Raw genomic sequence first — 12,636 nt, 5'->3', positions numbered from 1 at the left:
GCCCCCTTACCAGGACGCGCCGCTCCTGGGTGCGGCACTCCCCGTCAGCGCGCGCCCGCCATCAGCGTCAGGTGCGGGAACCAGCTCCGCCACCGCTGGAAGACGAAAGGGAGCACACCGCCCATGGGCAGTGCGCTCCTACGAGGCCATGAGAAGCGGGGGACCACCGGTCGGTGATCCCCCGCTTCGGCGCGTCCGGCTCAGCGCACCGGGTGCCCCGCCTCCCGCAGAGCGTCCTTGACCTGGCCGATCCGTAGATCGCCGAAGTGGAAGACGGAGGCCGCGAGCACCGCGTCGGCCCCCGCGGCGATCGCGGGCGGGAAGTCGGCCAGCCTGCCGGCGCCGCCGCTGGCGATGACCGGGATGGTGACGTGCTTGCGGACGGCCTCGATCATGGCCGTGTCGTAGCCGTCCTTGGTGCCGTCCGCGTCCATGGAGTTCAGCAGGATCTCCCCCGCGCCCAGCTCCGCCGCGCGGTGGGCCCATTCAACGGCGTCGATACCGGTGCCGCGGCGGCCGCCGTGGGTGGTGACCTCGTAGCCGGACGGCGTGACCGGCCCCCCGCCGGGAGCGGGCACGCAGCGGCGGGCGTCGACCGAGAGGACGAGCACCTGGCTGCCGAAGCGCTCGGAGATCTCGCGGATGAGCTCGGGGCGGGCGATGGCGGCGGTGTTGACGCCGACCTTGTCCGCCCCGGCGCGCAGCAGCTTGTCGACGTCCTCAGGGGTGCGGACGCCGCCGCCGACCGTCAGCGGGATGAAGACCTGCTCGGCGGTGCGGCGGACCACGTCGTAGGTGGTCTCGCGGTCACCGGAGGAGGCGGTGATGTCGAGGAAGGTCAGCTCGTCCGCGCCCTCCTCGCCGTAGACCTTGGCCATCTCGACGGGGTCGCCCGCGTCGCGCAGATTCTGGAAGTTGACGCCCTTGACGACCCGGCCGTTGTCCACGTCCAGGCAGGGGATGACTCGGACCGCCAGGGTCATGACTGCCGTGCTCCTCGGAATGCTTCCAGTTCTACTTCCACCAGGACGCGCGAGTCGACGAAGCCGGACACCACGACGAGGGTCGCGGCGGGGCGCACGGCGTCGAAGAGCTGCTTATGGGCGCGGCCCACCTCGTCCACGTCGCGGGCGTGGGTGAGGTACATACGCGTGCGGACCACCGATTCGATGCCCAGGTCGAACTCCTTCAGCGCGCCCAGCGCATGGCGGAAGGCGGCGAGCGTCTGCTCGTACGGATCGCCCTCGCCCTCCAGTACGCCGCGCTCCGCCAGTGGCATCGTCCCGGCGACGAGTACCAGGTCACCGGCCTCGACGGCCCGGGCGAACCCGATGGTCTCCTCCCAGGGACTTCCGGTCCGGACCCGCCGCGTGCTCTCGGGTGAGGTCATACGGATACCGCCTCCAACGCCTCTTCCAAGGTGAACGCCTTGGCGTAGAGCGCCTTGCCCACGATGGCGCCCTCGACACCTTCCGGTACCAGGGTCGCAAGGGCACGCAGGTCGTCAAGCGAGGAAACGCCGCCGGAGGCGACGACGGGCCGGTCGGTCGCGACGCAGACATTGCGCAGCAGCTCCAGGTTGGGGCCCTGGAGGGTGCCGTCCTTGGCGATGTCGGTGACGACGTAGCGGGCGCAGCCCTCGGAGTCGAGACGGGTCAGCGTCTCGTACAGATCGCCGCCGTCGCGGGTCCAGCCGCGGCCGCGCAGCGTGGTGCCGCGCACATCGAGGCCCACCGCGATGAGGTCGCCGTGCTCGGCGATGACCTTGGCGACCCACTCGGGGGACTCCAGGGCGGCCGTGCCGAGGTTCACCCGGGTGCAGCCGGTGGCCAGGGCGGCGGCCAGCGAGGCGTCGTCGCGGATACCGCCGGACAGCTCGACCTTGAGGTCCATGGCGCGGGCCACCTCGGCGATCTGCGCACGGTTGTCCCCGGTGCCGAAGGCGGCGTCGAGGTCCACCAGGTGCAGCCATTCGGCGCCCGCCCGCTGCCAGGCCAGGGCGGCCTCCATCGGGTCGCCGTACGACGTCTCCGAGCCGGACTCGCCGTGGACGAGGCGGACGGCCTGGCCGTCGCGGACATCGACGGCGGGGAGGAGTTCGAGGCGGTGCGTGCGCATGCGGACAACCTTCGGTTGAGAGCGTGAGGGCGATGGGGGCAGCGGGGGCCGGTGCGGGCCGTCGTCGGCCGGTGCGGGCCGGTGCGGGCCGGTCAGAGCGTGTCGAGCCAGTTGCGGAGCAGCCGCGCCCCGGCCTCACCCGACTTCTCGGGGTGGAACTGGGTGGCCCACAGCGGCCCGTTCTCGACGGCGGCGACGAACGGCTCGCCATGGGTGGCCCAGGTGACCTTGGGGGCGGGGATATGCGGGTTGGTGACCTCGAGCTCCCAGGTGTGGACCGCGTAGGAGTGGACGAAGTAGTACCGCTCGTCCTCGTCCTGCCCCGCGAAGAGCTGTGAGTCCCCGGGCGCCTTGACCGTGTTCCAGCCCATGTGGGGGACGACGGGGGCGCGCAGCGGCCCGACCGTGCCCGGCCATTCGTCCAGGCCCTCGGCCTCGACACCGTGCTCGATACCGCGCCCGAAGAGGATCTGCATACCGACGCAGATGCCCAGGACCGGGCGGCCGCCGGACAGCCTGCGCCCCACGATCCAGTCGCCGCGCGCCGCGCGCAGCCCCTTCATGCAGGCGGCGAAGGCGCCGACGCCGGGGACGAGGAGGCCGTCGGCGGTCATGGCCTTGTCGTAGTCACGGGTGATCTCGACCCGCGCGCCGACATGGGCGAGGGCCCGCTCGGCGGACCGGACATTGCCGAATCCGTAGTCGAAGACAACGACGCTCTTGGTGCTCAATTCCATACCTCGAGCCGCAGGACCCCGGCGAGCAGCGCCATCGTGGCACCGATCCCGAGCAGCGTGACGATGCTCTTGGACATGCCCTGCTTGACGAAGGAGATGACCCCGCCGAGCAGAAACAGCCCCAGGAGGATGAAAACGGTCGACAGTCCGTTCATGAAGCCACCCCGTTCGCTTCTCCGCCCACGCGGCGAACCCGCGGGTCGAATGACGTCCGCGGCCCGGCGGCCGCGCGTGCGATCCGCGGCCCGGCGGCCGTGCGTCCGACGCTCACAGTCACAGGGCCCCCTTCGTGGACGGGAGGATCCCGGCGGCCCGGGGGTCGCGCTCGCTGGCGTAGCGCAGGGCCCGCGCCAGGGCCTTGAACTGGCACTCCACGATGTGGTGGGCGTTGCGCCCATAGGGCACGTGGACGTGCAGGGCGATCTGCGCCTGGGCCACGAAGGACTCCAGGATGTGCCGGGTCATCGTGGTGTCGTAGGTGCCGATCATCGGCGCGATGTTCTCGGGCTCGCTGTGCACCAGGTACGGGCGGCCGGAGAGGTCGACCGTCACCTGGGCCAGCGACTCGTCCAGCGGCACCGTGCAGTTGCCGAAGCGGTAGATGCCCACCTTGTCGCCGAGCGCCTGCTTGAAGGCGGCGCCGAGCGCGAGGGCGGTGTCCTCGATGGTGTGGTGGGTGTCGATGTGCAGGTCGCCCTCGGTCTTGACCGTGAGGTCGAAGAGGCCGTGACGGCCGAGCTGGTCGAGCATGTGGTCGTAGAAGCCCACACCTGTCGCCACATCGACCTGGCCGGTGCCGTCGAGGTCGATCTCGACGACGACCGAGGTCTCCTTGGTGCTGCGCTCCACGCGTCCCACGCGGGTCATGCGCTCTTCTCCTTCATCAGCTCGCGTACCGCGTCGAGGAACGCGTCGTTCTCGGCGGGGGTCCCCGCGGTGACCCGCAGCCACCCCGGTACGCCGTTGTCACGGACCAGGACACCCCGGTCCAGCAGGCCCTGCCACGCCACGTGGGCGTCCTCGAAGCGGCCGAACTGGACGAAGTTGGCGTCGGAGTCGGTCACCTCGCAGCCGATGGTGCGCAACTCGCTCACCAGCCGGTCGCGCTCGGTCTTCAGCGCCTCGACGTACCCCAGCAGCGTATCGGTGTGCTCCAGGGCGGCCAGCGCGGTGGCCTGGGTGACGGCGGACAGGTGGTACGGCAGCCGGACCAGCTGGACGGCGTCGACGACCGCCGGGTCGGCGGCGAGATAGCCGAGCCGCAGCCCGGCCGCGCCGAACGCCTTGGACATGGTCCGCGAGAGCACAAGACGCGGCCGCCCCTCGATCAGCGGCAGCAGCGACGGACGGTGGCTGAACTCCCCGTACGCCTCGTCCACGACGACGAGCGCCCCGGCGGCGTCCGATCGGGCGGCCTGCGCCGCGTCATGGAGCGCCAGCACCGTCTCGGCGGCCACGGCCGTCCCGGTCGGATTGTTGGGCGAGGTGATGAAGACGACATCGGGGCGGTGCTCGGCGATGGCCTTACAGGCGGCCTCGACATCGATGGTGAAATCGGCGTTCCGGGGACCGGAAATCCAGCCGGTGCCGGTGCCGCGCGAGATCAGCGCGTGCATCGAGTACGAGGGCTCGAAGCCGATCGCGGTGCGCCCCGGCCCGCCGAAGGTCTGGAGCAGCTGCTGGAGCACCTCGTTGGACCCGTTGGCCGCCCAGACCTGGGCGACGCCGACCTCGAGACCGGCCGTACGGCTGAGATAGCGGGCCAGCTCGGTGCGGAGCTCGACCGCGTCCCGGTCCGGGTAGCGGTTGAGATCGCGGGCCGCCTCGGCGACCCGCTCGGCGATCCGGGCGACCAGTGGCTCGGGCAGCGGATAGGGGTTCTCGTTGGTGTTCAGCCGTACGGGCACATCGAGTTGGGGAGCGCCGTACGGGGACTTGCCACGGAGCTCGTCCCGGATCGGGAGATCGTCAATGCCGGTCACTTGCTCGGTGGCACCTTCCAGTCGAACCTTGCCTTCACCGCGGCGCCGTGGGCGGGCAGATCCTCCGCCTCGGCCAGCGTCACCACATGACCGGCGATCTCGGCCAGCGCCTCCCGGCTGTAGTCCACCACATGGATACCGCGCAGGAAGGACTGCACCGACAGCCCGGAGGAGTGGCAGGCGCAGCCGCCCGTGGGCAGCACATGGTTGGAGCCCGCGGCGTAGTCGCCGAGCGACACCGGGGCGAAGGCCCCGACGAAAACCGCCCCGGCGTTGCGCACCCGGGCCGCGACGGCCGCCGCGTCCTCGGTCTGGACCTCCAGATGCTCGGCCGCGTACGCGTCCACGACGGCCAGGCCCTGCTCCAGACCGTCGACCAGCACGATGCCGGACTGCCGCCCGGACAGCGCCGGACGGATCCGGTCCTCGATGTGCTTGGTGGCCCCGACCTGGACCTCGAGCTCCTTCTCGACCGCGGCGGCCAGCTCCTCGGAGTCGGTGACCAGCACGGACGCGGCCAGCGGATCGTGCTCGGCCTGGCTGATCAGGTCCGCGGCGACATGCACCGGGTCGGCGGTGGCGTCGGCGAGGATGGCGATCTCGGTCGGGCCGGCCTCGGCGTCGATGCCGATCCGGCCCTTGAGCAGCCGCTTGGCCGCGGCGACCCAGATATTGCCCGGCCCGGTCACCATGGCGACCGGACGGCACTCCTCGGTGCCGTAGGCGAACATGGCGACGGCCTGGGCGCCGCCCGCCGCGTAGACCTCGTCCACGTCCAGCAGCGCGCACGCCGCGAGGATCGTGGGGTGCGGCAGCCCGCCGAACTCCGCCTGTGGCGGGGAGGCGACGGCCATCGAGCCGACCCCGGCCTCCTGCGCGGGCACCACGTTCATCACCACGGAGGAGGGGTAGACCGAGCGGCCGCCCGGTACGTACAGCCCGACGCGCTCGACCGGCACCCAGCGCTCGGTGACCGTGCCACCGGGCACCACCTGGGTGGTGTGGTCGGTGCGCCGCTGGTCGCGGTGGACCAGCCGGGCCCGCCGGATGGACTCCTCCAGGGCGGCCCGCACGGCGGGGTCGATCCCGGCGAGGGCGCTCTCCAGCGCCGCCGCGGGGACCCGCACCCGCTCTATGGTCACGCCGTCGAACCGATGGGCGTAGTCGATCAGCGCAGCGGTACCGCGATGGCGGACGTCGTCGCAGATGGGCCGCACCTTCTCCAGGGCGGCCTCGACGTCGAGCTCGGCACGGGGCAGCAGGTCGCGGTCGATCCCGCCCTCCGGGAAGGCGGCACCGCGCAGATCGATACGGGAGATCACGCGATCAATTGTCTCAGACCCGCCACGACGCCCCTCCCCCCGTATCAGTCAGTGATACGCACCCCCTAAGTTGACCCTGACCGTTGGCGTTCAACCGGTTACTCAGCGGGAATGTGCTCCGTACGGGGACACGGAGAATCAGGAGGGGACACGGCTGTGACCGAGCCGCACGATGGCGATCCACCCCCGGGTCTCGATCTGACCACCGCCGAATGGGGCATGTGGCAGGCGTTCCGCAATGGCAGCACCCACGATCTGCGCACCTCGCACCCCCAGCGGAACGACCCCTCCGGCCCGTACGCATGGGGCCCGGAGCGCAGTGTCCGGGCGCGTGTCGTGGCCCTCCTGCTGCTGGACGGGCCGCCCGCGCAGCCGGGCCGGGTCTCCGCGCTCAAGCTCAACGGGGTGCACATCACCGGCACGCTCGATCTGGCCGGCGGAAACATCGAGCCCTATGTGGAGCTCAAGAACTGCCGCTTCGAGCGGGAGGTGCTGGTCCCCGAGGCACAGTTCACCACCCTGCGCCTGGTGGGCTGCGCCCTCCCCCGGCTGGAGGCGGCCCGGCTGCGCACCGAGGGCGATCTGCATCTGCCGCGCTGTGTGGTCGAACACGGGATCCGGCTCACCGACGCCCATATCGGCACCGATTTACTGCTCAACCAGCTCATCGTGCGCCGCGACCGCCGGGGCATGTCGATCAGTGCCGACGGGCTGACCGTCGCCCAGGACTTCCAGGCCGACATGATCGAGTCCTATGGCGAGCTGAGTCTGCGCGGGGCGCAGATCGGGGTGTCGCTCAGCCTGCGCGGCAGCCGGCTGCGCAACCCTTACGGCCGTCGCGCGCTCAACGCGCCGCAGCTGACCGTGGAGCGCAGCCTCTACCTCACCGCGGGCGGGGTGAGCACATACTCCAGCGGCTCCACCCCGCCGTACGGCACCGCCTCCACCCCCACCCGCGGCACCCGCATCCAGCGCTTCGAATGCGAGGGCGGGGTCCGGCTGGACGACGGGCGGATCGGCGACGCCATCGACTTCGACCAGGCCCGCTTCATCATGGAGAACGACCAGGAGCTGTCGCTGCGCCGGGTCCAGACGCCCGAGCTGCGCTTCCTCGGGGAGCGGCCGCAGCGCGGGCGGGTGATCCTCTCCGGCGCCCGGGTGGTCAACCTTGTCGACAAGTCGGTGAGCTGGCCGGGGCCCGGCGGGCTCACCATGGCCGGGTTCAGCTATGAGTGCCTGATCCCGCGCGGCCACTTCCCGCTGGCCCGGCGGCTGGAGTGGGTGGCCGCGGCGACCCCCGAGTACGCGCCCGAGCCGTACGAGATGCTGGCCAACACGATGCGGGCCAGCGGCGAGGACGCCGACGCGCGCGAGGTGCAGCTCGCCAAGCAGCGCCGCCGCCGGGAGACGCTGCCGCTCGCCGGGAAGGTGTGGGGCTATCTCCAGGACTGGACGGTGGCCTACGGCTACCGTCCGGGCCGGGCCGCGGTGTGGATGGCGGTGCTGTGGGCGGTCGGCTCGGTGTTCTTCGCCCACAACCGGCCGGAGGCGCTGAAACCGGGGGAATCGCCGAACTGGAACGCCTCGCTGTACACGCTCGATCTGCTGATTCCGGTCATCGATCTGGGCATGGACGGCTACTGGAAACCCGAAGGCGCCGTCCAATGGGCGTCCATCGTGATGATCCTGCTGGGCTGGGTCCTGGCCACCGCGGTCGCCGCCGGCGCGTCCCGACTGCTGCGGCGCCAGTGAAAGGGGACGCGCGGGGCCATTAGGCTTACGCCCCGTGACCTCCGCGCGCCTTCCGCTCTTCCCGCTGAACACGGTGCTGTTCCCGGGGCTCGTCATGCCCCTGAACGTCTTCGAGCAGCGGTATCGCTCCCTGATGCGCGATCTGTCCGCGCTCCCCGAGGACGCGCCACGCCGGTTCGGGGTGATCGCGATCCGGGACGGCCATGAAGTCGCCCCGAGCGCGATCGGCCTCCCGGACACCGCCTCGCGGCCCGACCCCGGCCCCACGGCCGGGTTCGGCGCGGACCCGGCCAAATCCTTCTACTCGGTGGGGTGTGTGGCGGACGCGGCCACCATCCGGGAGCAGGAGAACGGCACCTTCGAGGTGCTGGCCACCGGCACCACCCGCTTCGAGCTGGTCTCCGTGGACTCCTCGGGCCCGTATCTGACGGCCGAGGTCAAGGAGCTGGAGGAGGAGCAGGGCGACGGTGCCGGGGCGCTGGCCTCGGGGGTGGTACGGGCCTTCCGGATGTACCAGAAGCGGCTCGCGGGCGCCCGTGAGCGGACCCTGGCCACCGAGCAGGACCTGCCGGGCGAGCCGTCCGTCCTCTCCTATCTGGTGGCGGCCGCGGCCGTGCTCGACACGCCCGCGAAGCAGCGGCTGCTCCAGGCGCCGGACACCGCGAGCCGGCTGGCCGACGAGCTGAAACTCCTTCGCGCCGAGAGCGCGGTCATCGGTAAGCTCCCGTCCCTCCCGGCCGTCGATCTGACCCGCGGTCCCACCAGCCCCAACTGACGCGGACGAACATGCCCAAGAAGCCCAAGAAGACCTCGGCGGGCACCCCCGCCACCACCGCCCTCACCGCCGCGGGCACCGAGTTCACCCTGCACTCCTACGAGCACGACCCGGCGGCGCCCTCCTACGGTGAGGAGGCCGCCCAGGCGCTGGGGGTCGAACCGGGCCGGGTCTTCAAGACCCTGGTCGCGAGCGTCGATGACCGCCTTACGGTCGCCATCGTGCCCGTCTCGGCCACCCTCGACCTCAAGGCGCTCGCCTCGGCGGTGGGCGGCAAGCGCGCCACCATGGCGGACCCCGCGGTGGCCGAGCGCACCACGGGCTATGTGCGGGGCGGGATCTCCCCGCTCGGTCAGCGCAAACGCCTCCCCACGGCCCTGGACGCGTCGGCCACCGGCCACGAGACGATCTGTGTCTCGGCGGGCCGGCGCGGGCTGGAGGTCGAGCTGGCGCCCAAGGACCTGGCGTCGCTGACCGACGCGGTGCTGGCGCCCATCGCCCGCTCCTAGGGCCCGTGCGCGCAGTGCGCTTCCGGGTGCTCGCCTTGTAGGCACTCGTGGCGCTTGTAGGCGCTCATGGAGCTCCCCGACCCGCACCGTGTGCCGGTCGGGGATGGTCGAGGGCGCTCAGGCCCGGTCCGGGCCTGAGCGGATCGATGGAAGTACGGAAGCCGACCCGCGCGGTTCGGTGGCGCCCTGAAGGGGCGCGGGGGCGTGCCGCGGGGGCACGGGCGGCCACGACGGCGCCGCGGACGACCGACGGCAGCTCCGTGCGCTTCCCGCCGGAGCGCTCAGCGCGCTTCCGGCTGCGGCGCGGGCGTCAGGGCGGGCTCCGGGTCCCGGGGGCCGAACAGCCCGGTCAGCACCAGGTGGATCACCATCGCCGCCACCGACCACGCCAGCAGCGCGCCCTTCGCGCCCAGCTTGAGCGGCCCGTCGAAGGTGACGCCCTTACCGGCGGCCTTGGCATGGGCCACCACGTCCGAGGTGGGCCCCAGCCATACGCCCAGCCGCCAGGCGATCACCGAGGCGAGCACCCCGCCGATCGCCAGCCCGACGACCAGCGCGATACCGCCGTGGCGGAAGAGCAGAAAGACGATGATCGCCGAGACGGCCCCGAAGGCGAGCCCGAGCAGCGTGAACACACCGTCCGCGCCGACCGCGTCCTCCCCTTCCGAGTTCTTCAGATAGACGGCGGAACCGTCCGAGACCAGGGGGACCTTCGGCGCCAGCCACAGCCACAGCAGCCCGAGCAGCACCCCGGAGACCGCCACCGCGATGGCGACCAGCGACGCCCGCACCAGTTCCGCGCGCAACTCGGGCCCCGGCTCTGAGTGCTCGGAGTGCTCAGCGTGCCCGGGGTGCTCCGGATGCCCGGAAGCGTGCCCGGGGTGCTCGGGGTACCCCGAGGGGTACGGCGCGCCGGAGTCCCCGGAAGGCTGCCCGTGGGACGGCGGCCGGCCCTCGCCGGGTTCGTCGTGCGGCGAATGCTGATCATGCGGCGTCAACGGTGCGGTCACCCCGTCATCGTGCCAGGCGGATGGCGTACTTCGGTCGGCGGGACGTTCGCTGCGGCGCGTCACCGCACCGCCGCCCGCCGATAGGCCCAGGTCGCGGCGGCGAGGGATACCACGGCCACCCCCGCGCACACCCCGAGGTCGGCACAGACCGCCCACCAGTCGGGCTGCCCGTCGAAGGACCGCGCCAGGGCCTCCACACCGTACGTCGACGGCAGCAGATCGCGCGCGTACGACACTACCTGCGGCATCCGGGCCGCGGGCAACACCCCCAACAGGAGCGCCGCCGACATCCCCAACTGCCCGCACAGCGTGGCGAGTTCCTGACGCGGGGCGAGCAGCCCCAGCGCGGCGCCGAGTCCGGCGAGGGCGGCGCCGGAGAGGGGGATCACGGCGAGCAGGATCCACAGGTTCGCCATGGGCAGCTGGAAGAGCAGACTGCCCATCACCGCGGTGACGGCGGTCCCGGGCACGGTGAAGGAGGCATACGCGGCGGCCGCCCCGAGCACCACGGCCGAGGGCGGCACCGGCAGGGTCGCGTAGTGGTCGAGCCCGCCGCTGGCCCGCAGCTGGCCGAAGTACTGGGCGAGCAGGTTGAGCGCCACGAAGGCGACGACCAGCACGCTCGACCCGGCCACCACCGACCGCGCCTCGCTCCCGCCGTCCACCACCCCGCGCATCAGGATCATGATCCCGATGGACTGGAAGGTCGCCACGAAGAGCAGCGGGATCCGGGCCACCCGGGCCCGCGACAGCTGGGCGCGGTAGACCGCGACGAGCGCGGGGAAGAGCCGCGCCCGCGCCGCCAGCGGCGCGGGCATGTCACCGGCCTCACCGGCGTCGGCGTCACCGGACGCCCCCGGCATACCGGAGACACCGGACGCACCGGGCAGCCCAGCAGACGCACCGGACACACCAGGCACACCAGTGGTCCCGGACACACCGGACACGGCGGGCATGACACTCACGTTCTGCTGCTCCTCTTCGCCTCTACGGCTCGAATACGGTCACGGTCACCGACGTGTTCACCGGGCTCGCCCCGGCCCTCACGCCTTCACCAGCCCATCCGCTCCCTCCGCACGGCCGCCCAGGGCCAGGTACACATCCTCCAGGCTCGGCGTGGCAAGGGTGAAATCGTCCAGCGCGGCGAAGGCGGGGCCACCGGTCACGGTGGCGATGGCGGCGCGCGCGTCGTCCGGCGGGAGCCGGAGCGTCCAGCGCCGCCCGGAGCCGCCGCCGGCGGCCCGGCACGCCTCGGCGACCTTCCGCAGGGCGGCGACCTCGGGCACGTCCAGCGGCGGCTCGGTGCGCCACACCAGCTCCAGCCGCACCTCGTCGGCAACCAGCGCCTTGAGCCCGGCGGGCGTGTCGCAGGCGATGACCCGGCCGCGGTCCAGCACCGCGACCCGGTCCAGGACCGTCTCCGCCTCGATCACATTGTGGGTGACCAGCACCACCGTCACCCCGCGCTCGGCCCGCCGCCGGTCCACGGCGGCCCACACGGCGCGCCGGGCCACGGGGTCCATCCCGCTGGTGGGCTCGTCGAGCACCAGCAGCGGCCGCTCCCCGACCAGCGCGGCGGCGACGCAGGCCAGCCGCCGCTGGCCGCCGGAGAGCTTCTTCAGCGGGCGCCCGGCGACCTCCCCGAGCCCCAGCTCCTCGATCACCGCGTCCCGCGCGGCGCGGGCGGCACGGGTCTCCAGTCCGCGCAGCCGCGCAGTGGTCTCGGCGGCGAGGGAGACGGTCAGTTCGTCCAGCGCGGTCGAGTCCTGGCCGAGATAGCCCAGCAGACGGGCGGCGCGCTCGGGGTGGCGTACGAGGTCGTGGCCCAGCACCCGCACCCTGCCCTCGTCGGGCCGGAGCAGGCCGGTGAGCTGCCGTACGAGGGTGGATTTGCCCGCGCCGTTGGGCCCGAGCAGCCCGAAGACCTCACCGCGCACCACATCGAGGTCGATGCCGTCGCTGGCCCGGACGGCGGGCGTGGCGGGCGCGCCGCGCCGGCCGCGCGCCGCGGGATAGGTCTTGACCAGGCCGCGCACGGTGCACACCACATCGCCACTCGTCGCCTGTTTCGCGCCCGTCCTCACGAGCTATGAGGGTACGCGCCCAAACACCCGCTCCCGTCCTCGGGTCCCTCCGGGCACGGTTCGCCGGGCAGGGCCGGACTACGACTTTCGCGGCGTCCGCCGGGCCACGCGCCGGAGCCGCATACCGATGCTTCCCCCTCCCCGCCCCTTCCCGTAACCATGGGCTCCGCCCCTGGACCCCGAGCCCCGGACCCCGAGGCCGATCCCCGCCACGCGGCGAAGCCGCATACCGACACCGCGGGAAGGGGCGAGAGCCCCGGACCGAAGGCAGAGACAACAGCGCCGCTTCCGGAGTCTGGGGCGAAGCCCCGGTTCTGGGGTCTGGGGGGGAGAGCCCCGGGTTCGGG

14 protein-coding genes are annotated in these 12,636 nt (G+C 72.4%); 3 read left to right on the top strand and 11 right to left on the bottom strand.

Features of this window, described 5'->3' with window-relative positions; translation table 11 throughout:
* Positions 1-200: 200 nt before the first annotated feature.
* From hisF to hisD, 8 genes are all read right to left on the bottom strand, one after another.
* Entirely contained in the window at positions 201-983 is a 783-nt protein-coding gene (gene hisF, locus AB0E24_RS18690) for an imidazole glycerol phosphate synthase subunit HisF (protein ID WP_079257268.1), read from the bottom strand.
* On the bottom strand, positions 980-1,390 hold the full coding sequence (locus tag AB0E24_RS18685; RefSeq protein WP_093703829.1) for a RidA family protein: 411 nt from the start codon (positions 1,388-1,390) through the stop codon (positions 980-982). The genes hisF and AB0E24_RS18685 overlap by 4 nt, the downstream gene beginning before the upstream one ends.
* Entirely contained in the window at positions 1,387-2,118 is a 732-nt protein-coding gene (gene priA, locus AB0E24_RS18680; RefSeq protein WP_283886972.1) for a bifunctional 1-(5-phosphoribosyl)-5-((5-phosphoribosylamino)methylideneamino)imidazole-4-carboxamide isomerase/phosphoribosylanthranilate isomerase PriA, read from the bottom strand. Before priA ends, AB0E24_RS18685 begins: the two co-directional genes overlap by 4 nt.
* A gap of 92 nt (positions 2,119-2,210) precedes the next feature.
* On the bottom strand, positions 2,211-2,855 hold the full coding sequence (gene hisH, locus AB0E24_RS18675) for an imidazole glycerol phosphate synthase subunit HisH (RefSeq protein WP_069870121.1): 645 nt from the start codon (positions 2,853-2,855) through the stop codon (positions 2,211-2,213).
* A complete protein-coding gene (locus AB0E24_RS18670) occupies positions 2,846-3,010 on the bottom strand; it encodes a CG2302 family histidine operon protein (RefSeq protein ID WP_167459905.1) in 165 nt (54 codons plus the stop codon). The genes hisH and AB0E24_RS18670 overlap by 10 nt, the downstream gene beginning before the upstream one ends.
* Before the next feature lie 118 nt (positions 3,011-3,128).
* The gene (gene hisB, locus AB0E24_RS18665) at positions 3,129-3,722 is read right to left on the bottom strand and encodes an imidazoleglycerol-phosphate dehydratase HisB (RefSeq protein WP_069870123.1); all 594 of its coding nucleotides are present in this window, start codon (positions 3,720-3,722) and stop codon (positions 3,129-3,131) included.
* Positions 3,719-4,837, bottom strand: coding sequence for a histidinol-phosphate transaminase (locus AB0E24_RS18660; protein ID WP_069870124.1), 1,119 nt, complete (start codon positions 4,835-4,837; stop codon positions 3,719-3,721). Before AB0E24_RS18660 ends, hisB begins: the two co-directional genes overlap by 4 nt.
* The gene (gene hisD / locus AB0E24_RS18655) at positions 4,834-6,159 is read right to left on the bottom strand and encodes a histidinol dehydrogenase (protein WP_079257270.1); all 1,326 of its coding nucleotides are present in this window, start codon (positions 6,157-6,159) and stop codon (positions 4,834-4,836) included. The genes AB0E24_RS18660 and hisD overlap by 4 nt, the downstream gene beginning before the upstream one ends.
* A 156-nt stretch (positions 6,160-6,315) precedes the next feature.
* Between hisD and AB0E24_RS18650 the strand changes: the two genes are divergently transcribed.
* From AB0E24_RS18650 to ybaK, 3 genes are read left to right on the top strand one after another with little or no spacing between them, the layout of a single operon-like run.
* Entirely contained in the window at positions 6,316-7,911 is a 1,596-nt protein-coding gene (locus tag AB0E24_RS18650; protein ID WP_069870128.1) for an oxidoreductase, read from the top strand.
* A 34-nt stretch (positions 7,912-7,945) separates the two neighbouring features.
* Positions 7,946-8,686, top strand: coding sequence for an LON peptidase substrate-binding domain-containing protein (locus AB0E24_RS18645; protein WP_069870130.1), 741 nt, complete (start codon positions 7,946-7,948; stop codon positions 8,684-8,686).
* Between the two features lie 11 nt (positions 8,687-8,697).
* On the top strand, positions 8,698-9,195 hold the full coding sequence (gene ybaK, locus AB0E24_RS18640) for a Cys-tRNA(Pro) deacylase (RefSeq protein ID WP_359378255.1): 498 nt from the start codon (positions 8,698-8,700) through the stop codon (positions 9,193-9,195).
* 281 nt (positions 9,196-9,476) lie between these two features.
* Here the strand turns inward: ybaK and AB0E24_RS18635 are convergent, their stop codons facing one another.
* The 3 genes from AB0E24_RS18635 to AB0E24_RS18625 form a co-directional block, all read right to left on the bottom strand.
* Positions 9,477-10,205, bottom strand: a complete 729-nt coding sequence (locus AB0E24_RS18635) for a magnesium transporter (protein WP_359378253.1) — start codon at positions 10,203-10,205, stop codon at positions 9,477-9,479.
* A gap of 59 nt (positions 10,206-10,264) precedes the next feature.
* Complete coding sequence (locus tag AB0E24_RS18630) at positions 10,265-11,068, bottom strand: ABC transporter permease (protein ID WP_069870135.1); 804 nt, start codon at positions 11,066-11,068, stop codon at positions 10,265-10,267.
* A gap of 180 nt (positions 11,069-11,248) precedes the next feature.
* A complete protein-coding gene (locus tag AB0E24_RS18625; RefSeq protein WP_079257271.1) occupies positions 11,249-12,289 on the bottom strand; it encodes an ABC transporter ATP-binding protein in 1,041 nt (346 codons plus the stop codon).
* Between the last annotated feature and the right edge of the window lie 347 nt (positions 12,290-12,636).

This window comes from Streptomyces malaysiensis subsp. malaysiensis, from assembly GCF_040653035.1.
GTDB lineage: Bacteria > Actinomycetota > Actinomycetes > Streptomycetales > Streptomycetaceae > Streptomyces > Streptomyces malaysiensis.
Note: the sequence above shows the minus strand (reverse complement) of the source record. Positions and strands in the feature narration are given on the sequence as shown.